Raw genomic sequence first — 21294 nt, forward strand, 5'->3', positions numbered from 1 at the left:
ACACCATACCCACGCTATCGCATTGCAGGGTGTCCTGAGGTCTGGCATGACGTTTCCGTCCGTTTCAATTCTGTCCGAGAGGGTGCTCATGACAAGCTTGAACCGGGTCGTGATGGCCCGACGCAGCCGTCAGTGGATTCATGGGCTCAATCCGCAGAAGCTGGAGGCTTTCGAGATTTCAGGTTCCTGGGGTAAGCAATTCGCCTTTCAGAACTATACGCAAGCCTGGCAGCGTCAGCTTGATATCTGCTGCGGACCATTGCTGGATGAACACGGAGAAGTCCGGCAATTTGACCTGATCCTGGCCAATCAGGTTTGGGAACATCTTGATCGACCCTATGAAGCGACTTTGAATGTGTTGGAGATGCTGCGACCTGGCGGTTACTTCTGGCTCGCAGTGCCTTTTTTCATTCCGTTTCACGCAGCTCCGCAGGATTGTTCTCGGTGGACTGCGCGAGGATTGAAGAATTTGCTAAGTGAGTGCGGTTTTGATCCGACTGGCATCAAGGCAGAGCAGTGGGGCAATCGCCATGCAGCCCAACGAAATCTGGAACTGGATTGGCCACCGACCTACGATCCCGAGACCGACGAATTGGAAAATGACCCGGATTTCCCAATTTGCGCATGGGCATTGGCCCGGAAATCGATTCAGTAGTTGGTAAGCCGGAGAAAATCCGCTAGTTCTTGCTTTGTTCTAACTTTTCGATTGGAGACTCGGCGCTGCTCGCTTATCTCTGAAAGACGTATCTGTTGGGGGCCAGAATGGCTGAGCTGAAGAATATCGAGGTGCGCGGAGCGCGCGAGCATAACCTCAAAAGCATTGATGTCGACATTCCGCGTGATCAGCTGGTGGTGATCACCGGTCTTTCTGGCTCGGGCAAGTCCTCGCTGGCGTTTGACACTATCTACGCCGAAGGTCAGCGCCGCTATGTCGAAAGCTTGTCGGCTTATGCGCGGCAGTTTCTGGATATGATGGAAAAGCCCGATGTAGATCACATCAGCGGCCTGAGCCCTGCTATTTCGATCGAACAGAAGACGACGTCCAAGAATCCCCGCTCAACCGTGGGGACCGTGACCGAGATTTACGACTATTTGCGTCTGTTGTTTGCTCGTGCTGGAACGCCTTACAGCCCGGCCACAGGGCTGCCTATCGAGGCGCAGCAAGTGCAAGACATGGTCGACCGGATCATGACCATGGAGGAGGGCACCCGTGGCTATTTGCTGGCCCCAATCGTGCGGGACCGGAAGGGCGAGTACAAAAAGGAATTCCTAGAACTTCGCAAACAAGGGTTCCAGCGCGTCAAGGTCGATGGCGAGTTCTACGAGTTGGATGAACCGCCAACGCTGGATAAGAAGTTCCGACATGATATCGATGTCGTGGTTGATCGTTTGGTTGTACGTGAAGGGATGGAAACGCGCTTGGCTGACAGCCTGCGGACAGCGCTAGATCTTGCCGATGGGATTGCAATTCTCGAAACCGCACCGAAAGAGGGCGACCCCGAGCGGATCACGTTCAGTGAGAATTTTGCCTGCCCGGTCAGTGGGTTCACGATCCCCGAGATCGAACCCCGTCTGTTTTCATTCAACGCGCCTTTCGGAGCATGCCCCGATTGCGACGGTCTGGGGGTTGAACTGTTCTTTGATGAACGCCTCGTTGTGCCGGACCAGACGCTGAAGCTGTATGATGGGGCGTTGGCGCCGTGGCGGAAGGGAAAATCCCCGTATTTCCTACAAACCATCGAAGCCATCGCGCGGCACTATGAGTTCGACAAAAACACGCCGTGGAAGGATTTGCCCGGTAAAGTTCAGCAGGTGTTTCTGCGCGGTTCTGGCGATGAGGAAATCCAGTTCCGCTATGACGAAGGTGGTCGCGTTTATCAGGTCACGCGCAGCTTCGAGGGCGTCATTCCCAATATGGAGCGCCGATATCGCGAGACTGACAGTGCCTGGATTCGCGAAGAATTTGAGCGTTACCAGAACAATCGTCCCTGTGGCACCTGCGAGGGATATCGTCTGCGCGCAGAAGCGCTGGCTGTAAAAATAGCAGGGCTGCATGTGGGGCAGGTGGTCCAGATGTCGATCCGAGAGGCATTGGCCTGGATTGAGGATGCGCCGAACCATCTGACTGCACAAAAGAACGAAATCGCTCGGGCCATTCTGAAGGAAATCCGCGAACGGCTCGGCTTTTTGAATAATGTGGGTTTGGAATATCTTACACTGTCACGTTCAAGTGGCACTTTGTCCGGTGGCGAGAGCCAGCGCATTCGTTTGGCCAGCCAAATCGGATCGGGCCTGACCGGGGTATTGTATGTACTTGATGAACCTTCGATCGGTCTGCATCAACGCGACAATGACCGGCTGTTGGGGACACTCAAGAACCTGCGCGATCAGGGAAACACCGTTATCGTCGTAGAGCACGACGAAGAGGCCATTCGCGAGGCTGACTATGTCTTCGATATTGGACCCGGGGCTGGTGTTCACGGTGGGCAGGTCGTCAGCCATGGCACGCCCGAACACATAGCTGGTGATGCGGCTTCGATTACCGGTCAGTACCTGTCTGGGACGCGTGAAATTGCGGTACCTGCAGAGAGGCGAAAAGGTAAGAAGCAGAAGGTGAGCGTGGTCAAGGCCACCGGAAACAACCTGAAAAATGTCACGGCAGACTTTCCGCTGGGCAAGTTCGTCTGTGTTACTGGGGTCTCAGGAGGCGGTAAATCCACCCTGACGATTGAGACTTTATTCAAAACCGCCTCGATGCGGCTGAATGGTGCGCGTCAGACACCGGCGCCTTGCGAGACGATTAAAGGTCTAGAGCATTTGGATAAGGTGATTGATATCGATCAGCGTCCGATAGGGCGGACTCCACGTTCAAATCCAGCGACTTACACCGGGGCCTTCACCCCGATCCGCGACTGGTTTGCGGGCCTGCCCGAGGCCAAGGCGCGTGGCTACAAACCCGGTCGCTTCAGCTTCAATGTTAAAGGTGGACGCTGCGAGGCCTGTCAGGGTGACGGTGTGATCAAGATCGAGATGCACTTCCTGCCCGATGTCTATGTGACTTGTGAAACCTGTAAGGGCGCGCGCTATAATCGTGAGACGCTTGAGATCAAATTCAAGGGTAAGTCCATCGCGGATGTGCTTGATATGACTGTCGAAGATGCGCAGGAGTTCTTTAAGGCCGTGCCTTCGATCAGAGACAAGATGGATGCCCTTGCGCGCGTCGGGCTGGGCTATATTAAGGTCGGTCAGCAAGCAACAACGCTGTCTGGTGGTGAAGCGCAGCGCGTGAAGCTGTCGAAAGAGCTCAGCAAACGTTCGACCGGGCGAACACTATATATCCTTGATGAGCCGACAACCGGTCTTCACTTCGAAGATGTTCGTAAGCTCCTAGAAGTGCTGCACGAACTGGTGGATCAGGGAAATACGGTTGTGGTGATCGAACACAATCTGGATGTGGTGAAAACCGCCGACTGGATTATCGACATCGGTCCAGAAGGAGGCGACGGAGGCGGCCAGATCGTGGCAGAGGGCACACCTGAAGATGTCGCGGAATGCGAAAGCAGTCATACCGGACGCTACCTAAAACCGATGCTCAATACTGAACGTGTGGCCGCTGAATAGCGAACTCTAGTAGAGGATATCGGCAACTGCGCCGATGAGGTTCAACACTTTGCGCGTGTCCGGGTCGATTGAATAGACATAGTCACCGGCACGCACATAGTTGCCACCGCGCCGCAATCCATAGCGATAAGGGTCGTCAATCCAGATGTAATCGTCAAGCCGATCACCCTTTCGGTAGAGCTTTTTGGCCTGCCCGGGTGGCACGCAAGGCACAGCCTTTTTCGCAAGCCCCGGAGGGCAATGGCCAGCATTGCTACGCACCACACCAAATTGCGGAGCGACTCGTTCGACTTGCAACTTGGACTTGTTCTTACCTTTACCATTGCCATTCCCGGCCAACGCTACGGCTGGGCTCAGCGCAATCAGGGCGACCATTGAAAGGCCGGTCAGAATTTTCATCGAGGCGCACTCCGGCGTGGGTGTTTGTATTTGCTTGTACAATACCCAATCACGTAGGAGCGCGCCTCCTTGTATTCCAGCCCTGTGCGGTTTTCCGCTGCCAGAGTGTTAGCTTCGGCTGCGCGTCTCGAACCGTGGCAACATGGCGCTGAAATCGCGACCTAAGCCATTTTCGTGTTCGACAAACTGTTCATAAATCTTCGTTGCGATTTCTCCCATGGGAGTATCGGCATCAGCGCTTTCTGCAGCCTGTTGGCTGAGGCGTAGATCTTTCAGCATCAGCTCGGCGGCAAAGCCAGGGATATAATCATTGTCAGAAGGGCTTTCGGGGCCAACACCCGGCGCAGGGCAATATGCATTCATCGTCCAACTGTAGCCAGAAGAAGTACTAACCACATCAAACATTTTTTGGCGGTCCAACCCTAGCTTGTCAGCCAGTGCAAATGCCTCGCAGGTGGCAATCATGGTGACGCCGAGGATCATGTTGTTGCAGATTTTGGCGGCTTGACCAGCGCCCGCCTCGCCGCAATGAACCGCTTTCTGGCCCATGATTTCAAACAACGGGGCGGCTTTGGCAAAAGACGCGTCAGAACCACCAGCCATAAAGGTCAGCGTGCCGGCTGCGGCGCCGCCAATTCCACCTGAAACCGGTGCATCCACCGAGAGCAGACCGGCGTCTGTGGCTTGCTGGGCTACGACGCGGGCGCTGTCGACATCTACGGTCGAACAGTCGATCAGAACCGCACCGTTCTGCATCGCAGGAATAACCTCATTGGCCACGGTGCGCAGTATCTGGCCATTGGGAAGCATGGTGATGACCGCCTCTGCGCCAGAAACGGCTTGGCCCCCTGACGCGGCCATCGTCACACCATCGATCGATATGTCTGCCATGTCATGGCCGACCACTTCATGACCGGCCGCTGCCAAATTGGCTGCCATTGGGGCGCCCATGTTGCCCAGTCCAATGAATGCGATTTTCATCCCTTACTCCTCTGAAAAGGTCAGCGCCTTCTCACCTAATGGTTGCAACATATTCGAGACTGCTGCCGCAGGTACGTTCATATCTGCAAATTGCCAGTTTGGATTGCGATCCTTGTCTATAATCTGTGCACGAATGCCTTCCAGAAAATCTCCGTGTTCCATCGCGCGATAGGTAAAGCGATACTCCATCTCCAATGCCTTGCGCAGGGTCAAATTCGGTCCGCGCAACCGATGCAGCATTTCGATGCAACAGGCCATCGAAATCGGAGCATTTCGTTTGAGGCCATTGAGAACTTTCGACGAGAATTCCTGGCCGTCGCTACGCAGGATGTTCAGGATATCGGTCAGGCTTTCTCCGCCGAAAAACGCGTCGATCTGTGGTTGGAGCTCGGCCAGTTTGCCTTTCGGGAGAGTTTCAGTGTGCTCTTCAACAAATTCTGCACGACCGGAAGCTTCCAGCATTTCGATAAGGCCCGCCCAGCGGTCTTGCGGAATGAAATGATCCGCGAAGCCAGCAAAGATTGCGTCATCGGGGCCCATTCGGTAGCCGGTTAATCCCAAATACTCGCCTAGACGCCCTGGCGCCAGCGCCAACATCAGTGTTCCGCCCACATCAGGGACCAGACCGATCGAACACTCCGGCATTGCAATTTGCGAGCTTTCACCAACAACGCGATGACTGCCATGGCAGCCGATGCCAACACCGCCGCCCATGGTGAAGCCTTGCAGAAAGCTGATCACAGGTTTGGGGTATTCAAAGATTATGGCATTCATCCGATATTCGTCGCGCCAGAAGGTACGGCCGTAATCGTAATCGCCATTGGTGCCAGTTGCGTATAGCTCTGCAATATCGCCACCGGCACAAAAAGCCTTTTCACCCTCGGCGTCAAAAATGATCAAATCGACTGCATCATCCTCACGCCAACTCCGGAGAGCGGTGTCGATGGCCATGCACATCTCATAGCTAAGTGCATTCAGGGCCTTTGGGCGAGTTAACGTGATGCGCCCGGCGCGCCCTACAGTACGTATGTCGATGTCAGCCATTGGACCCTCAGCCGTTCGCCAGCATTTGCCGTGCAACGATGACGCGCATAATCTCGTTGGTGCCTTCAAGTATCTGGTGCACGCGCAGATCGCGCACAAGCTTTTCGATGCCATAGTCGGCCAGATAACCGTAGCCGCCATGCAATTGCAGGCACTGGTCAACCACCTTCGATCCGGTCTCGGTGACGAACTTCTTGGCCATGGCGCAGAATTTGGTGGCATCAGGCGCACCTTGATCCAGTTTCCACGCAGCTTGCCGTAGGAAGGTGCGGGCGGCCTGCAATTCGATCTCCATATCGGCGAGGCGGAACTGCAGCGCTTGGAACTGATCGATGGATTGGCCGAATGCTTTGCGCTCGGACATGTATTGCAGCGTCAAATCCAATCCATTCTGCGCTGCACCTAATGAGCATGAAGCGATGTTCAGGCGTCCGCCATCCAACCCCATCATGGCGTATTTGAATCCGTCGCCTTCTGCACCGACCAAGTTTCCCGCGGGGATCTTACAGTCATCAAACTGGACCTGCGCGGTGGGTTGGCTTTTCCAGCCCATTTTCTGCTCCAGAGCGCCAAAGCTAAGGCCGGGGGTCCCGTCTTCGACATAGACTGTCGAAATTCCCTTGGGACCATCCTCACCCGTGCGGACCATGCAGACATAGGCATCCGAATAACCGCCGCCCGAGATGAAAGCCTTAGAGCCGTTCAGGGTGTATCCCTCGTTCGTGCGTTCCGCCCGGGTTTTCAAAGCGGCTGCGTCTGAGCCGGAACCAGGTTCCGTCAGGCAATAGCTGAGCACCGTCTCAAGGCTGAGAATGTCAGGCATGATGCGCGATTTCAGATCATCACTGGCAAAGCTGTCCAGCATTTTGGCGCACATGTTGTGGATCGACAGGAAAGCCGCGACCGAGGGGCATGCCATCGACAGGGCTTCGAACACCAGCGTCGCATCAAGGCGGCTCAGGCCTGATCCGCCACCTTCTTCCGAGACGTAGAGGGCGCCAAATCCAAGTTCGCCGATCTTGGGCCAAAGATCTTTCGGGATCGTGCCGTCAGCTTCCCATTGGCGCGCGAATGGGGCGATATGTTCCTGGCCAAAGGCATAGGCCATATCAAAAATGGCCGTCTGTTCTTCGGTCAACGCGAAATCCATGGCGGTGGTCCCTGTATACTGCAGAATTGAACAAGCGTTTTATTCTTCAATCCTTACAGAAATTTTTCAACGGCGGCAAACGCTGCGGACGGGTTTGGGAGAATTACTTGCCTGCGCTATACTGAGGAAATTCAAAAGATCGATTTTATGGAGTATTCTGATGCCGTCTCACAAAATGGCCGTGATCGCCATTCACGGAATGGGAAGCCAATACAGACCCCAAGGGCAACCTGCATCGACAACCCCAACATTTTCGAAAGGACTGAAGCGGCGCGTCGCGAACCGGATCGGAGCCGATATGAGCCATGTGATCTGGCATGAGGTTGTTTGGGCTCAAATCCTGCAGGGGCGGCAGAAAGATTATCTGCGCAGGATCAACCGTAGTTTGGGCTATGACAAGCTGCGCGAGTTTGTTGTGTGTAACTTGTCCGATGCTGCCTCGTATCGCCCGACGCCGGATGACGGTGACAAAATCTATGATGCGATCCACAAGAAAATCGAGAATGTGATGGGTGTGGTCAAACATCAGGTAGGCCATGACGGCCCCGTCCTGATACTGGCCCATTCACTGGGTGGGCACATAATGTCCAACTATATCTACGACATGCAGAGGCATCTGCGGCAGGGTGGATCACCGGTTCATCCGACACATGTAGAAAACATGAAAACAGTCGCGGGGATCGTGACCTTCGGATGCAATATTCCGATCTTCTTGTTCGCGTATCCCGAGAATGAGATATTCCCGATTATGGCTCCTAATCGCGAGCTTCCACCCGCGCTCCGGTTTACGACATGGTGGCACAACTACTATGATCGTCACGATGTTCTTGGGTTTCCGTTGGGCAAAAGCGCGCCGAGCTATGCGCAGCTGGCACAAAGCAGAGCCTTGAAAGACAAACCAATCAATGCGGGCAAAATATTTACGTCTTGGAACCCGTTCTCGCACAACGGATATTGGACAGACCGGGACCTGTACGAGCCGGTGGCTGAACGGATTAAGGATATACTGGCCGCAGTCTGAAACTACAAATCAGCGTGAAACTCTTCGATCAGATGGCTAACCACGGCTTTCCCCGGATCATCTCCGCGCGCGACAGCCTCGGCATGGACGCGACGTTGGCGGGTTGAAGAAGTGCCTGTCTCGGCAATGTGCCTTAGACGTGCAATCTCGGTCATCGTGCCGAGCGCTTCCGTATCTTCAGCCAGCATACCCATGAGTTCACCCATCAGTTCGGCCATCGGCTTGATCGAGCGATCCCCGAAATCAATCAGCCCTTCGCCAACGCCATAGCGTTGCGCTCGCCAGCGATTTTCGCCGATCAGGAACTTGTCATATTGCCGCCAACGTAGATTGCGCGCTTTCAGACGGCATAACATCCGGGTCAAGGCTTGCGCCAAAGCCGCCAAAGACAATGTGTGTTCCAGCCGGGGCTGGACATCCATGATCCGGGTTTCGAGCGTTGGAAAACGATGCGAAGGGCGCAGGTCCCACCAGATTTTTGAGGTATCTTCGATCACCCCGAGTTCGACCAAAACTCCGGTTGTACGTTCATATTCGCCCCAACTACTGAATACCGGAGGTAAACCGGTTCTGGGCAAGTTATCGAATACGGTCAACCGATAGGAGGATAGGCCCGTATCCTCGCCGTTCCAGTAAGGTGACGAAGTAGACAAAGCCAGGAGATGCGGCAGAAAGTAAGACAGCTGTGGCATCAGATCGGCGCGCAGGGCCTGGTTTTCGATCCCCACATGCACGTGCATCCCGCAGATCAGCATTCGGCGTGCAACGCCGCCAAGAGCGTGCTGCAATGCGTCATAGCGCTCTCTTCTTGTATGATGCTGATCTTTCCAGTTTGCGAATGGATGGCAGGAAACCGCGATTGGTGCCATATTGTATTCAGCCGCGCGCTTTGAGACACAGGACCGCAACCGCTTTAGGTCTTCTCGGGCGGATTTGATGGTGGCGTGCGGGCGGGTTCCGACTTCAATCTGGCATTGCAGAAATTCGGGGCTGACCTGACCTTCGAAATCACTTTGACAAGCTTCGATCAACGCGGTCGGGGCATGCGCAAGCTGCATGCTGTCGCGATCAACCAGCAGATACTCTTCCTCGATGCCTAACGTGAATTCCTGCTGCATGGCGGTCCTCGTCGTTCAATTCCAATCAGTGAATACGGAATTTTCTCTTTTGCCAAGGGTTTGGCTCAAGGGTTCTTGCAGAGGTGCCGCGAGCAAAGGTAAGGAAAGGCGCAACGTAGAATGGAGCCATCCTCGTGAAACCCAGAAAATTTCCACAGATCAACGCTGCTCTGGACGAGTTAGGAGTGAAGCTGATCGACAAGGTCACGGAACAGGATGAACGGGCGCGGCTTGAAGCCTTTGAGCGGGCAGGGGGGCTGACCCGCCCTGCATATGCCCTTTCACCGGGGATGGAAGAGTTCGATATCACACAGTTGGTGGACGCGTACACGCGACACGCCGACGATCTTGCGGCGCTAAAAGATCCTGCGCGCAATCAGACAGGTTATGTAACCAACAATGGGTATTATGATAGCCCGGATGCGGATGCGCTTTATCTGATGATCCGCCGCTTTCAGCCAAAACGCCTGATCGAGGTCGGCTGCGGAAACTCAACCCGCGTGACGCGCCAAGCGATAATCGACGGAGGCTTGGATACGACCATCACCGCAATTGATCCGTATCCGCGTGCCGATATCGCTCATGTCGTCGATCAGTTCGAACAAAAGCGACTGGAAGAGGTCGATCCCGCAATATTCGAACAGCTTGAAGCCGGAGACGTTCTTTTCATCGATTCAAGCCACGTGGTTCGGATAAGCAATGACGTGGCTCATTTATTCTGTCGGATCATTCCGGCGCTGAAACCGGGCGTTGTCATCCACGTCCACGATGTTTTTCTGCCTTACGAATATCCTAAGCGGTTCTTCTATGATTGTCCGGGTTGGGGCGAGCAATACATGCTGCACGCCTTGCTGCAATCTGGCTTCTATTCAATGCTTTGGCCCGGATATTATTTGCAACAGGAACGCCCCGACGCGGTGGAGGCATTACCGTTTCTGAAAGACGGTCGCGCGCAGAGCATATGGGTGCAGCTCAAAGAAAAATGATCAACATGTGATCCGGTTTGCGAAAAGGCCCGTAATCCTCTGCATAACAAGCTGGAGAGGAGTTAACAGCCATGTTCCGTCGCACATTCATGGGCGCTGCCGCCGCATTTGCACTTGCACTACCCGTCAAAGCACAGGCCGCAGATATCGTCGATACGGCAGTCGCCGCCGGGTCGTTCAACACTCTGGTTGCTGCCGTTCAGGCCGCTGGTTTGGTTGATACGTTGAAAGGCGATGGTCCATTCACTGTGTTTGCACCCACAGACGAGGCTTTTGCCGCTCTGCCCGAAGGCACGGTTGAAACTCTTCTTCTACCAGAAAACAAAGACCAGTTGGTAGCGATCCTGACCTATCATGTTGTGCCAGCCAAAGTGATGTCTGGTGACATCGCTGGGAAACGAGCAAAGGTTCTGACCGTACAAGGCGATCGTCTAAGCGTGAACGCAAAGAATGGTGTGAAAGTTAACGGAGCCGAAGTTGTGCAGGCTGATATCGAAGCCAGTAACGGCGTCATTCACGTTGTAGATGAAGTGATTATCCCCGAATAAACCTACCACTTCCACAATCGTAAAAAGCCCCGTTCCTGAAGGACGGGGCTTTTTGAATTCCTGATAGAAATTTGCCGTTTAAACCAAACGTACCTGAGTGCCGACCTTCACCAGAGGATACAGCTCTTCCACATGTTGGTTATAAAGACCGATACAGCCGGACGAGCTTTGGCGTCCGATCTTGCGGGTATCGTGGGTGCCATGAACCAAATAGGCAGGCCAGCCAAGATACATAGCGCGGGTCCCCAACGGGTTCCCGGGTTCGCCACCCTCCATGCGAACCGGCAACGACGGATCGCGTTCGCGCATTGATGCAGTTGGAGTCCAGCTTGGGTTTTCCGACTTGCGCGTGACTTTGGTATATCCGCGCTTGGTGAGCTCTTCGCTCATCGGGACAGAGCTGGGATAGAGTTTATAGGTCCCATCGGGTCCCCAGTAATGCACAGCCCGGCTGGTGATATCGGCCAGCAACGCACCGACGCCCAGTTCGTCAAAGTGATCCTGCCAATTCTGCTGCGAGAATGACGACACATTGCGACGGACGGGTAATTGTGTGCTGATCGCTTCTTCATCCTGCGGGAAAGCATCGATGCTTTGGGCGCGTAGGATGGCTGGTGTCGCAATCAGAGATGCGGCGGCCAACAGGGCATGGCGACGGGTCAAGCGATTTTGTGACATGGTTGCCTCCGGAAAGATACGAACTGCTCGATTAGTTGAATCGCCGATAAAATATTGGTGATTGCCAGATTTTTCCAGAGGTGGGTCTCTGAATTTCTTGTGAAGTGTCTGAACCAGCGAGAACAGGCCCAAAACGAAAGAAGCCCGGCCTGGGTTAGGCCGGGCTTCCCGATTAATGAACTAACAGATCAGTCCATGGCTTTGAAGTTGAACTCGCCGCCTTCCTTGATACCCGACGGCCAGCGCGATGTGACGGTCTTGGTGCGCGAGTAGAACTTGAAGCTGTCCGGGCCGTGCTGGTTTAGGTCACCGAACATGGACTTCTTCCAGCCACCGAAAGTGTGATACGCAAGAGGAACCGGGATCGGCACGTTGATGCCGACCATGCCGATATTGATCCGGCTGGCGAAATCACGTGCGGTGTCGCCGTCGCGGGTGAAGATCGCGGTGCCGTTGCCGTATTCATGATCCATCGCCAGTTTCAGCGCTTCTTCATAAGAACCCGCGCGGACGGTCGACAGGACCGGGCCAAAGATCTCTTGCTTATAGATGTCCATGTCGGGCGTTACGTTGTCGAACAGGTGCGGGCCGACAAAGAAACCGTCCTCATAACCCTGCAGGCTGAAGTCACGGTTGTCGACAACCAGCTTCGCGCCTTGCTCAACACCCGAGTTGATCAGACCAAGAATTCGCTCTTTCGCGGCAGCAGTAACAACCGGACCCATGTCAACATCGTCGCCGGCTGTGTAGGGGCCGACTTTCAGCTTTTCGACACGCGGGATCAGTTTTTCGATCAGTGCGTCTGCGGTTTCTTCGCCAACCGGTACAGCGACCGAGATTGCCATGCAGCGTTCGCCAGCTGCGCCGAAGCCAGCACCGACCAGCGCATCAGCGGCCTGATCCAGATCGGCGTCAGGCATAACGATCATGTGGTTCTTGGCGCCACCGAAGCACTGCGCGCGTTTGCCGTTGGCGGTTGCACGAGCATAGATGTACTGCGCGATCGGGGTTGAACCCACGAACGACACGCCCTGAATGATCTCACTGTCGAGCAGGGTATCCACGGCCTCTTTGTCGCCGTTTACAACCTGGAACACGCCTTTGGGCAGACCAGCTTCGACAAACAGTTCAGCCAGCATCAATGGAACAGATGGGTCACGCTCAGACGGTTTCAGAACAACTGCGTTGCCGCAGGCCAGAGCAGGGCCGACATGCCACAGCGGCATCATCGCAGGGAAGTTGAACGGCATGATCGAGGCGACCACACCCAGCGGCTGACGCATCGAATACATATCGATGCCCGGGCCCGCGCTGTCGGTGAATTCACCTTTCAGCATCTGGGGCGCGCCGATGCAATATTCGATCACTTCCAGACCACGCTGCAAGTCACCCTTCGCATCGGGAATGGTCTTGCCATGTTCACGGCTGAGCGCCTCGGCCAGTTTGTCCATGTCGCGGTTCATCAAGCCAACCATCGCCATCATGACGCGCGCGCGTTTCTGCGGGTTGGTCGCGCCCCAAGCGACCTGAGCTGCGGCGGCGTCCTCAATCGCTGCGGTGGTCTCGGCAACACTTGCCATCGGGCATTGATACTGCACTTCGCCCGTTGCCGGGTTGAACACATCGTCAAAGCGGCCAGATGTACCGGCGACATGTTCGCCGTTGATGAAATGGGTCAGGTTCTGCATGGCAAATTCCTCCGGATTAGGTTGCGCGCAGAATAGACTTGCGAAAATCACCTGAACAGAGGCAATATTCCAAATCAGTTTTGCAAAAATGCAAAGGGTAGGGCATGACGCCGAATTGGGATGATTTGCGGGTTTTCCTGGCAGTTGCTCGCGACGAAAGCCTTTCAGGGGCTGGGCGGGTTCTTAAGATAGACCCCGCGACTGTCGGTCGCAGAATCGCGCGATTGGAAGCGGCTTTGGACGCTGTGTTGTTCACGAAATCACAGCAGGGCTATGTGTTGACGACTGCGGGACAGCGTCTCATGGAGCATGGGCTACAGGCAGAAGAGGCTATGCGCGCGGCGACAGGTGTCATGTCGGGTTCCGCCAAGTCGCTGAGTGGTCAGATCAGAATTGGTGCGCCGGATGGAAGTGCCAATTACCTTTTGCCGCAGGTCTGCGCCAAGATCAGCGATGCGAATCCTGACCTCGATATTCAGATTTTGGCGTTACCGCGCATTATCAACCTATCCCGGCGAGAGGCCGATATGGCGGTCACTGTCAGTGCGCCCACTGCCGGGCAATTGCTGGTTCAAAAGATATCCGATTATCGGCTGCACATGGTCGCCACGAAAGATTACCTGAATCGCCACGCTGAAATTAGATCCATTGAGGATCTGAAAGGGCACAGGATGATCGGCTATATCCCGGACATGATCTTCGATCGGGAACTTGACTACCTCAACGATATTGGTGTTGAGCGTGTCGCGCTTGCATCAAACTCGGTCTCAGTTCAGTTGCGGCAGGTGTCGCTGGGCACCGGGGTTTGTGTTGCGCATGATTTTACATTGCCGTTCCACCGGGGATTGCAAAAAATACTGACGGATCAGGTAAGTCTGACCCGGGGGTTCTATCTGGTCCGCCATCAGGGTGACCAGCGCAATGAGCGGTTGAATCGGTTTGCCGAAGCACTAACACGTGGCCTGCGGGACGAAGTAGCGCGGCTGGAAGCCGAAGCTTCACCTTGACACCTTCAGACATTCCGGCAACGCTTAGAAAACAGTACGTTATTCCGGAGGTTTTTGCAGATGCTCGTTCAGGCCATTCTCAAGTCCAAAGCTGGCAGCGGCGTAGTGACGGTCGAACCATCGGCGTCGGTCTCGCAGGCCGCCGCAATTCTGGCAGAGAATCGGATCGGTACTGTGATCGTTTCCGAAGATGGCGGACAGACGGCTTCGGGCATCCTGTCCGAACGTGATATCGTGCGCGAGCTGGCGGCCAGTGGTAGCGGGTGTCTGGACAAGCCGGTCAGTACCTACATGACCAAGAAGCTTGTAACAGCCAGCCAGCAGGACTCGGTCGAATCCATCCTTTCACAAATGACGGAAGGTCGATTTCGCCATATGCCTGTTCTGGAAGAGGGCAAACTGGTCGGAATCGTAACGCTGGGCGATGCGGTCAAGGCGCAACTGGCTGAACTTGCTATGGAAAAAGACGCGCTTGAAGGCATGATCATGGGCCACTGAACGCGGAGGCTGTTTCAGCCTCTTGCACCTGCGGCAAAGTTATGTTTGCTTGCGCAGAAATTTTGTTGCGCTGGAGAGCCCTATGCGGGTTGGATTATATCCCGGTACCTTTGACCCAATCACATTGGGCCATATCGACATCATTCGCCGTGCCGCTGCATTGGTGGATAAGCTTGTGATTGGTGTCGCTATCAACCGCGACAAGGGCCCTCTGTTTTCTTTGGAAGAACGAGTCGCGATGATCGAAGCCGAGTGTGCGCTTCTCACCGAACAGACCGGAACCGAAATCGTAGCGCACCCATTTGAAAACCTGCTGATCGATTGTGCACGAGATGCCGGGGCGCAAATCATTGTGCGCGGTCTGCGCGCGGTCGCGGATTTCGAGTATGAATTCCAGATGGTTGGCATGAACCGCGCGCTGGACGACTCAATTGAAACGGTCTTCCTAATGGCCGAGGCTCGGCATCAGGCCATTGCCTCGAAACTGGTTAAAGAAATTGCCAGGTTGAATGGGGACGTGTCGAAATTCGTCACGCCCCGCGTCAATGAAGCTCTGCGTGAGCGTTTAGGCTAGGGCACCCATCGCGGCGGCCGTGTCCAGCATTCGGTTCGAGAAGCCCCACTCATTGTCGTACCAAGCGAGTACGCGCACCAGCGTGCCGTCGGTTACTTTGGTTTCAGCCAGCGAAATAGTTGAGCTGTGTGAGTCGTGGTTGAAATCGATCGATACCAGCGGGCGATTCTCGGCTGCCAAAACGCCGGGGACTTTCGCGGCGGCTTCTACGAAGAGGGCATTGACCTCCTCTTCGGTTGTTGGGCGTGATACTTCGGCGACCAGGTCAACAACTGAGACATTGGGCGTAGGCACGCGAATGGCTTGCCCGGTCAACTTTCCGGCCAGTTGTGGCAAAACCAGACCCACTGCAGACGCCGCGCCGGTTGTCGTGGGAATCATCGACAGTGCTGCTGCGCGCGACAGGTAGGGGTCTTTCCCAGCTGTGTCATGAACCGGTTGGCTCGCCGTGTAGGCATGAACGGTTGTCATATTGCCGTGCTTGATGCCAAGCCCTGCGTCCAGTGCTGCGGCCACGGGCGACAGGCAGTTGGTGGTGCACGAGGCGTTCGAGACAACGATATCGTCAGCGGTCAGCTCATGATCGTTTACGCCAAAGACGACGGTCTTCACACCGCCATCGCCGCGGGCAGGGGCAGAAATCAATACTTTCTTTGATCCGTTTTTCAGGTGCCGCTCGGCTGCTTCACGGGTCCTGAAAACTCCAGTGCATTCCAGAACAACATCCACATCTGACCAATCCAGTGCTTCGGGATCACGCTCACTGGTCAAGCGGATTGGTCCGGCACCGACGTCCAGGCCGGAATCGCTGAGCGTTACCTGGTTGGGATAACGGCCATGCACACTGTCGAATTCAAACAGATGAGCGTTCATTTCCGGCTTTGCCAGATCGTTAATAGCGACGATTTCAACATCGGTGCGTCCGGATTCCATGACGGCTCGCAATACGCCTCGTCCGATCCGTCCAAATCCGTTTATTGCCAGCTTGAGTGTCATAATGCGCTCCGTCAGAATTTGGTCGATTGATGGTTAGCGCTAACAAAGCTAGATTGGCGCGAAAGTCAAGCAAAACCTCTGTCATCGCCAGAAGGCGAGCCAATCCAGGAAATCGTAGAGCTTCTTACCTAGGAACAGCAGGTGTTCGGTGCCGAATAGTGCAACGTCCAGCATCAGACCGCCTAGAATTAGGATTCCAAGCCAAATAGCGATTTGATTTGTCATTTCTGCGCCCTGAACGAAAATGCCCGCTCAGATAACCTGAGCGGGCATCAAGGTACAAGCGATGTGCGAAGGGTCAGTTAAGGTGGCCCATCGCAACGGCAACATCCGCCATACGCACCGAGAAGCCCCATTCGTTGTCATACCATGCCAGCACACGCACCATACGGTTGTCAACGACGCGGGTCTGGTCTGGCGCGAAGATCGAGCTCTCTTCGGTGTGGTTGAAATCGGTCGAGACCAGCGGCGCAGGCTCATAGCCCAGAACCCGCTGCATCGGGCCCTTGGCGGCTTCTTCAACGATTGCGTTAACTTCTTCTACGGTCACGTCGCGCGATGCGCGGAATGACAGGTCGACGGCCGATACATTTGGCGTTGGTACACGGATGGCTGAACCGTCCAGTCGTCCTTTGAGATTGGGCAAAACTTCACCCAGTGCTGCCGCAGCACCGGTTGTGGTCGGGATCATCGACATCGCCGCTGCGCGCGCGCGATACAGGTCGCTGTGACGACGGTCCAGAGTGGGCTGGTCGCCGGTATAAGCGTGGATCGTGGTCATGATGCCATGCTCGATACCGATGCCTTCATCCAGAACTTTGGCAAGCGGGGCAAGGCAGTTGGTCGTGCAGGAGCCGTTGGACACCATATTGTCGTTTGCAGTCAGGGTGTTGTGGTTTACGCCAAACACAATTGTCTTATTGACATTCTTACCTGGCGCCGAAAGCAGCACCTTACCAGCGCCGCGATCTAGGTGCGTCTTTGCCTTTAGCCCGTCATTGAATTTGCCAGTACATTCCAGGACGACATCGCAGCCTTCCCAGTCAAGCTCGTTCATGTCATAGGTCGAGAACATTTCCATCGGGCCACGGCCCAGATCCATGGTGTTGCCTTCGACAGACACTTCGCGCGGGAAACGGCCGTGAATGCTGTCATATTTCAGCAGATGTGCCGATGTTTCCAGCGGGCCAGTGGCGTTGACCTTGATCACTTCGATGTCGTTACGCGCCGATGCGGCGATGTGCGACAGTGTACAGCGGCCGATGCGGCCAAAACCATTGATACCGACCTTGATGGTCATCCGACGTCTCCAAACTGCGCTTGTGTTGCTGGCCATATAGCCGTGAAAACCGAATCTCAAAAGGGTAAAAATGGCATATTTTTAAGGTGTTAGCGCAAACCTGTGCCGGTTGCGCTAACGCTTGCGCTAAGGGTTGGATCAGGTAGTGTCGGCAACAGCGGATAAACAAGAGGATGCGCGATGAGTGGTCTGTTGGCCCTGTTGGATGATGTGGCAGGCATTGCAAAGGTTGCAGCGTCATCAGTGGACGATGTCGTAGCGGCGGCTGGCAAGGCCGGGGCCAAGACTGCCGGTGTAATAATCGACGACGCGGCGGTAACTCCTAAATACGTGCAGGGGTTCGCGCCGGCACGAGAATTACCCATCATCTGGCGCATCGCTCGCGGATCGGTTTTCAACAAGATTGTCTTGCTGTTGCCCGTGGCACTGCTGTTGGCGAACTTTGCGCCATGGCTGATTACGCCTTTGTTGATGATAGGCGGCTCGTATCTATGTTTTGAGGGTGCCGAGAAGATCTTTCATGTCTTATTCCCGCATGGCAGTCACGTCATCGAAGAAGACATGAAAAACCGCGACCCAGGGCATTTGGAAGAGCAGAAGGTCAAGGGGGCAATCAAGACCGATTTCATTCTGTCCGCCGAGATCATGACCATTGCATTGGCGGCTATCGAAGCGCCCAACATCTGGATGCAGGCTGCGACGCTTGCGGTGGTTGGGTTGGGTGTGACTCTGGCAGTTTACGGTTCGGTTGCGCTGATAGTGAAGATGGATGATGTCGGGTTGTATCTGGCTAAGAACGCACCGACGCCCGTAGGCCGAGGTCTTGGTCGGGGCTTGGTCAAAGCCATGCCCGGCGTGATGAAGACACTTTCAATCGTTGGAACTGCCGCGATGCTCTGGGTCGGAGGATCGATTATCATCCACGGGATGGAGGTTCTGGGCTTTGGCTGGTTGGGCCATCATATTCATGACTGGGCTTATGCGGTAGGACACGCAGTGCCTGCCCAATGGGAAAAAGCCGCCGAATGGATCGCAAAAGCGACAATGGATGGGGTGTTCGGTTTGGCTTGGGGATTTGTGTTAATACCGTTGGCGACGAAGGTCATTGCGCCGATGATCGGGAGGTTTTCAAATAAGCCTGGAGTTCACTGAATCTAAGGCGTGAGGTGATGGATCTTAGTCATTTACCAGCCTTTCGACCGGTTCAAGTCCGCACCCGGTTTAAGTTGAGGAGGCTCGCTGCCAAACGTAAAGCAGCGGCATTGGCTGCCATGAACCTTGGTGCGGAACAAATGCCCTTTGAACCGAACGCACTGTATCGGGTTCTGCATTTTCGGATCGATACGGCGGACAAAGCTGCCGAACGTGCCAAGTGGGCAGGCGGGCGAATGTTCAACCTGCTTACGGGTCAATCTGCGCACTTCATTCCGCTTTATGGAACGCATGTGCGGCAAGTTTTGTCTTGGGCAGGGCAAAACGTACCCGGAGGGATCGTGCCAGCGGAACGGTACGAACTGCGATTGGACTTTGCGAAATTGGCATATGAGGTGTTAAGGGCGAAATTGGGCCAGCCAAAATAAGAAAGGGCGGCCTAGAAAGCCGCCCTTTGTATCTACAACTGTTGAGTCGACTGCTTACAGCCCCAGCAGTTCTTTTACCTTCGCGACGGTCGCTTCAGCGGTAATGCCAAAGTGTTTGTAAAGCTCACCTGCCGGGGCCGATGCACCAAAGCTCGACATGCCAATATACCCAGCTTTGGCTTCGCGGCCACGTTCACCCAGCAACCAGCGGTCCCATCCTCCAGCGCGTACGGCGGCCTCGATGCCAACGCGGACAGCGCCGGCAGGTAGGACGCGTTTGCGATAGGATTCATCCTGTTCGGCAAACAACTCCATGCAGGGCATTGATACGACGCGGGTGCCGATGCCCTCGGCCTCCAGCATCGCTTTGGCTTCCATGGCCAGCGAGACCTCGGATCCGGTAGCGATCAGGATTGCCTGACGTTTGGCTTCTGCGTCAGCGAGCACGTATGCGCCTTGTGAGGTCAGGTTTTTACCTTTGTGCTCGGTCCGCACTGTTGGCACGCCCTGACGGGTCAGCGACAGGACCGAGGGGCTGTCTTTGAAGGTAAGTGCCAGTTCCCAAGCTTCGGCAGTCTCAACAGTGTCAGCGGGGCGGAAGACATAGGTGTTTGGCGTTGCGCGCGAAATCGCCAGATGTTCCACCGGCTGGTGGGTCGGGCCGTCTTCGCCCAGGCCAATCGAGTCATGTGTCATCACAAAGACCGTAGGCACCTTCATCAAGGCAGCCAGACGCATGGAAGGGCGGGCATAGTCAGTGAAAGCCATGAAGGTGCCGCCATAGGGGCGGATGCCCCCGTGCAGAGCCATACCGTTCATCGCAGCGGCCATGCCGTGTTCACGGATACCATAGTGGATGTAGCGGCCTTTGCGGTTTTCCGGCAGGAAAACGCCCATATCCGCCGATTTGGTATTGTTTGAACCAGTCAGGTCAGCCGAACCACCAATGGTTTCTGGCATGATCGGGTTCACCACGTTCAGAACCTTTTCGGACGACGCTCGGGTGGCCAGCTTTGGCTGCTCTTCCGACATCTGTTTCTTGAATGACCGGATGGCACCAGCCAGTTTCTTCGGCGCTTCAAACGCATAGGCACGGTTGAATTCCGCCTGCTTACGCTCGGAGATTTGCGCGAAACGCCCTTCCCATGCAGCGCGCTCGGCCGCACCACGTGTACCGATAGCTTCCCATGCGGCTTTGACCTCTGTGGGGATGACAAACGCATCATGCGGCCAGCCATAGCCGTCTTTGGCCGCCTTCAACTGATCCTGATCGGTCAGTGCGCCGTGGCCTTTCGAAGTATCCTGCGCCGCGTGGCCAAGTGCGATGTGGCTCTCGCAGGCGATCATTGTCGGCTTGTTCGACTTTTTCGCCCGCACTATGGCGTCGTCGATGGCCTTGGGGTCATGACCGTCAATCTCAAGCACATGCCAGCCCGAAGCCGCAAAACGGCGCACCTGATCGGTGCGGTCGGCGATATCAACGGTGCCGTCGATGGTGATGTTGTTGTTGTCCCAGAAGACGATCAGCTTGCTCAGTTCGTGTCGGCCAGCCAGGGTGATCGCCTCTTGGCTAACGCCTTCCATCAGGCAGCCGTCGCCCGCAATCACATAAGTGTAGTGATCAACGATCTTCTTGCCGTAATGCGCGCGCTGGATTTCCTCAGCCATGGCAAAGCCCACAGCGTTCGAGATGCCCTGACCCAGAGGGCCAGTGGTGGTTTCGACACCGTCTATCAGGAAGTTCTCGGGGTGGCCGGCTGTTTTGGCACCCAACTGGCGGAAGTTTTTGATTTCTTCCAGCGTAACGTCGCCATGACCAGTCAGGTAAAGCAGCGAATAGACCAGCATCGAACCGTGGCCCGCCGACAGGATGAACCGGTCACGATCCGGCCAATTCGGGGCAGAGGCGTCAAATTTTAGGTGCTTTTCGAACAATACAGTCGCAACATCGGCCATGCCCATTGGCATACCGGAATGGCCGGAATTGGCGGCGGCGACGGCGTCGAGGGTCAGGGTGCGGATGGCCGCAGCCTTGTCCCAGTGTTCGGGGTTGGCATTGCGCAGCGCAGTCAGGTCCACGGGCGTTATTCCTTTGGGTTACGGGC

21 protein-coding genes are annotated in these 21294 nt (G+C 55.3%); 10 read left to right on the forward strand and 11 right to left on the reverse strand.

The annotated features are described in order from the left end of the window. The first annotated feature begins 88 nt into the window (after positions 1–88). Entirely contained in the window at positions 89–655 is a 567-nt protein-coding gene (locus ACRZ91_RS02515; RefSeq protein ID WP_170469872.1) for a methyltransferase domain-containing protein, read from the forward strand. A gap of 107 nt (positions 656–762) precedes the next feature. Next, positions 763–3621, forward strand: a complete 2859-nt coding sequence (gene uvrA, locus ACRZ91_RS02520) for an excinuclease ABC subunit UvrA (protein WP_480902371.1) — start codon at positions 763–765, stop codon at positions 3619–3621. 6 nt (positions 3622–3627) lie between these two features. Here the strand turns inward: uvrA and ACRZ91_RS02525 are convergent, their stop codons facing one another. From ACRZ91_RS02525 to ACRZ91_RS02540, 4 genes are all read right to left on the reverse strand, one after another. Then, positions 3628–4020, reverse strand: coding sequence for a hypothetical protein (locus ACRZ91_RS02525; protein WP_480902373.1), 393 nt, complete (start codon positions 4018–4020; stop codon positions 3628–3630). Positions 4021–4128: 108 nt separating this feature from the next. Further along, positions 4129–5001: a 3-hydroxyisobutyrate dehydrogenase gene (gene mmsB / locus ACRZ91_RS02530; RefSeq protein ID WP_480902375.1), complete on the reverse strand. Its 873-nt coding sequence runs from the start codon at positions 4999–5001 to the stop codon at positions 4129–4131. Positions 5002–5004: 3 nt separating this feature from the next. Beyond that, positions 5005–6045, reverse strand: a complete 1041-nt coding sequence (locus ACRZ91_RS02535) for an enoyl-CoA hydratase/isomerase family protein (protein WP_480902377.1) — start codon at positions 6043–6045, stop codon at positions 5005–5007. Positions 6046–6052: 7 nt separating this feature from the next. Beyond that, a complete protein-coding gene (locus tag ACRZ91_RS02540; protein WP_480902379.1) occupies positions 6053–7195 on the reverse strand; it encodes an acyl-CoA dehydrogenase family protein in 1143 nt (380 codons plus the stop codon). 160 nt (positions 7196–7355) lie between these two features. On the opposite strand from ACRZ91_RS02540, the gene ACRZ91_RS02545 reads away from it, so the two are divergent. Then, positions 7356–8216, forward strand: coding sequence for a hypothetical protein (locus tag ACRZ91_RS02545; protein WP_480902381.1), 861 nt, complete (start codon positions 7356–7358; stop codon positions 8214–8216). Between the two features lie 2 nt (positions 8217–8218). On the opposite strand, the gene ACRZ91_RS02550 is transcribed toward ACRZ91_RS02545, so the two are convergent. Beyond that, complete coding sequence (locus ACRZ91_RS02550; protein WP_480651138.1) at positions 8219–9334, reverse strand: carboxylate-amine ligase; 1116 nt, start codon at positions 9332–9334, stop codon at positions 8219–8221. Positions 9335–9468: 134 nt separating this feature from the next. On the opposite strand from ACRZ91_RS02550, the gene ACRZ91_RS02555 reads away from it, so the two are divergent. Both ACRZ91_RS02555 and ACRZ91_RS02560 read left to right on the forward strand, forming a co-directional pair. Then, a complete protein-coding gene (locus ACRZ91_RS02555) occupies positions 9469–10320 on the forward strand; it encodes a class I SAM-dependent methyltransferase (RefSeq protein ID WP_480902383.1) in 852 nt (283 codons plus the stop codon). Between the two features lie 71 nt (positions 10321–10391). After that, entirely contained in the window at positions 10392–10868 is a 477-nt protein-coding gene (locus tag ACRZ91_RS02560; RefSeq protein WP_010439833.1) for a fasciclin domain-containing protein, read from the forward strand. Positions 10869–10946: 78 nt separating this feature from the next. Here ACRZ91_RS02560 and ACRZ91_RS02565 read toward each other — a convergent pair whose 3' ends face one another. Both ACRZ91_RS02565 and ACRZ91_RS02570 read right to left on the reverse strand, forming a co-directional pair. After that, a complete protein-coding gene (locus tag ACRZ91_RS02565) occupies positions 10947–11546 on the reverse strand; it encodes a L,D-transpeptidase (RefSeq protein WP_170539434.1) in 600 nt (199 codons plus the stop codon). Positions 11547–11734: 188 nt separating this feature from the next. Continuing rightward, a complete protein-coding gene (locus ACRZ91_RS02570) occupies positions 11735–13234 on the reverse strand; it encodes a CoA-acylating methylmalonate-semialdehyde dehydrogenase (protein ID WP_039535334.1) in 1500 nt (499 codons plus the stop codon). 104 nt (positions 13235–13338) lie between these two features. Here ACRZ91_RS02570 and ACRZ91_RS02575 point away from each other — a divergent pair, with 104 nt between their 5' ends. The 3 genes from ACRZ91_RS02575 to coaD all read left to right on the forward strand — a co-directional run bounded on the left by ACRZ91_RS02575 (position 13339) and on the right by coaD (position 15313). Beyond that, positions 13339–14241, forward strand: coding sequence for a LysR family transcriptional regulator (locus tag ACRZ91_RS02575; protein ID WP_010439839.1), 903 nt, complete (start codon positions 13339–13341; stop codon positions 14239–14241). 60 nt (positions 14242–14301) lie between these two features. Continuing rightward, complete coding sequence (locus ACRZ91_RS02580; protein ID WP_010439840.1) at positions 14302–14739, forward strand: CBS domain-containing protein; 438 nt, start codon at positions 14302–14304, stop codon at positions 14737–14739. Between the two features lie 82 nt (positions 14740–14821). Then, on the forward strand, positions 14822–15313 hold the full coding sequence (gene coaD, locus ACRZ91_RS02585) for a pantetheine-phosphate adenylyltransferase (protein ID WP_480902387.1): 492 nt from the start codon (positions 14822–14824) through the stop codon (positions 15311–15313). Here coaD and gap (ACRZ91_RS02590) read toward each other — a convergent pair. The 3 genes from gap (ACRZ91_RS02590) to gap (ACRZ91_RS02600) all read right to left on the reverse strand — a co-directional run bounded on the left by gap (ACRZ91_RS02590) (position 15305) and on the right by gap (ACRZ91_RS02600) (position 17609). Next, on the reverse strand, positions 15305–16309 hold the full coding sequence (gene gap / locus ACRZ91_RS02590; RefSeq protein ID WP_480902389.1) for a type I glyceraldehyde-3-phosphate dehydrogenase: 1005 nt from the start codon (positions 16307–16309) through the stop codon (positions 15305–15307). The two genes, coaD and gap (ACRZ91_RS02590), sit on opposite strands and share 9 nt — an antisense overlap. An 81-nt stretch (positions 16310–16390) precedes the next feature. Next, on the reverse strand, positions 16391–16534 hold the full coding sequence (locus ACRZ91_RS02595) for a hypothetical protein (RefSeq protein WP_010439846.1): 144 nt from the start codon (positions 16532–16534) through the stop codon (positions 16391–16393). 73 nt (positions 16535–16607) lie between these two features. After that, entirely contained in the window at positions 16608–17609 is a 1002-nt protein-coding gene (gap, locus tag ACRZ91_RS02600; RefSeq protein ID WP_480902393.1) for a type I glyceraldehyde-3-phosphate dehydrogenase, read from the reverse strand. Positions 17610–17789: 180 nt separating this feature from the next. Here gap (ACRZ91_RS02600) and ACRZ91_RS02605 point away from each other — a divergent pair, with 180 nt between their 5' ends. Both ACRZ91_RS02605 and ACRZ91_RS02610 read left to right on the forward strand, forming a co-directional pair. Beyond that, entirely contained in the window at positions 17790–18761 is a 972-nt protein-coding gene (locus ACRZ91_RS02605; protein WP_170770707.1) for a DUF808 domain-containing protein, read from the forward strand. A gap of 17 nt (positions 18762–18778) precedes the next feature. Then, a complete protein-coding gene (locus tag ACRZ91_RS02610) occupies positions 18779–19189 on the forward strand; it encodes a hypothetical protein (protein ID WP_480902396.1) in 411 nt (136 codons plus the stop codon). A 54-nt stretch (positions 19190–19243) separates the two neighbouring features. Here ACRZ91_RS02610 and tkt read toward each other — a convergent pair whose 3' ends face one another. After that, complete coding sequence (gene tkt / locus ACRZ91_RS02615) at positions 19244–21268, reverse strand: transketolase (RefSeq protein WP_480902398.1); 2025 nt, start codon at positions 21266–21268, stop codon at positions 19244–19246. Between the last annotated feature and the right edge of the window lie 26 nt (positions 21269–21294).

It is taken from the genome of Ruegeria sp. O11 (genome assembly GCF_056535285.1).

Excerpts from the sequence above, each read along its gene's own strand:
- ACRZ91_RS02515 (WP_170469872.1), top strand. The coding sequence starts at position 89 with ATGACAAGCTTGAACCGGGTCGTGATGGCCCGACGCAGCCGTCAGTGG.
- uvrA (WP_480902371.1), top strand. The coding sequence starts at position 763 with ATGGCTGAGCTGAAGAATATCGAGGTGCGCGGAGCGCGCGAGCATAAC.
- ACRZ91_RS02525 (WP_480902373.1), bottom strand. The coding sequence starts at position 4,020 with ATGAAAATTCTGACCGGCCTTTCAATGGTCGCCCTGATTGCGCTGAGC.
- mmsB (WP_480902375.1), bottom strand. The coding sequence starts at position 5,001 with ATGAAAATCGCATTCATTGGACTGGGCAACATGGGCGCCCCAATGGCA.
- ACRZ91_RS02535 (WP_480902377.1), bottom strand. The coding sequence starts at position 6,045 with ATGGCTGACATCGACATACGTACTGTAGGGCGCGCCGGGCGCATCACG.
- ACRZ91_RS02540 (WP_480902379.1), bottom strand. The coding sequence starts at position 7,195 with ATGGATTTCGCGTTGACCGAAGAACAGACGGCCATTTTTGATATGGCC.
- ACRZ91_RS02545 (WP_480902381.1), top strand. The coding sequence starts at position 7,356 with ATGCCGTCTCACAAAATGGCCGTGATCGCCATTCACGGAATGGGAAGC.
- ACRZ91_RS02550 (WP_480651138.1), bottom strand. The coding sequence starts at position 9,334 with ATGCAGCAGGAATTCACGTTAGGCATCGAGGAAGAGTATCTGCTGGTT.
- ACRZ91_RS02560 (WP_010439833.1), top strand. The coding sequence starts at position 10,392 with ATGTTCCGTCGCACATTCATGGGCGCTGCCGCCGCATTTGCACTTGCA.
- ACRZ91_RS02565 (WP_170539434.1), bottom strand. The coding sequence starts at position 11,546 with ATGTCACAAAATCGCTTGACCCGTCGCCATGCCCTGTTGGCCGCCGCA.
- ACRZ91_RS02570 (WP_039535334.1), bottom strand. The coding sequence starts at position 13,234 with ATGCAGAACCTGACCCATTTCATCAACGGCGAACATGTCGCCGGTACA.
- ACRZ91_RS02575 (WP_010439839.1), top strand. The coding sequence starts at position 13,339 with ATGACGCCGAATTGGGATGATTTGCGGGTTTTCCTGGCAGTTGCTCGC.
- ACRZ91_RS02580 (WP_010439840.1), top strand. The coding sequence starts at position 14,302 with ATGCTCGTTCAGGCCATTCTCAAGTCCAAAGCTGGCAGCGGCGTAGTG.
- coaD (WP_480902387.1), top strand. The coding sequence starts at position 14,822 with ATGCGGGTTGGATTATATCCCGGTACCTTTGACCCAATCACATTGGGC.
- gap (WP_480902389.1), bottom strand. The coding sequence starts at position 16,309 with ATGACACTCAAGCTGGCAATAAACGGATTTGGACGGATCGGACGAGGC.
- ACRZ91_RS02595 (WP_010439846.1), bottom strand. The coding sequence starts at position 16,534 with ATGACAAATCAAATCGCTATTTGGCTTGGAATCCTAATTCTAGGCGGT.
- gap (WP_480902393.1), bottom strand. The coding sequence starts at position 17,609 with ATGACCATCAAGGTCGGTATCAATGGTTTTGGCCGCATCGGCCGCTGT.
- ACRZ91_RS02605 (WP_170770707.1), top strand. The coding sequence starts at position 17,790 with ATGAGTGGTCTGTTGGCCCTGTTGGATGATGTGGCAGGCATTGCAAAG.
- ACRZ91_RS02610 (WP_480902396.1), top strand. The coding sequence starts at position 18,779 with ATGGATCTTAGTCATTTACCAGCCTTTCGACCGGTTCAAGTCCGCACC.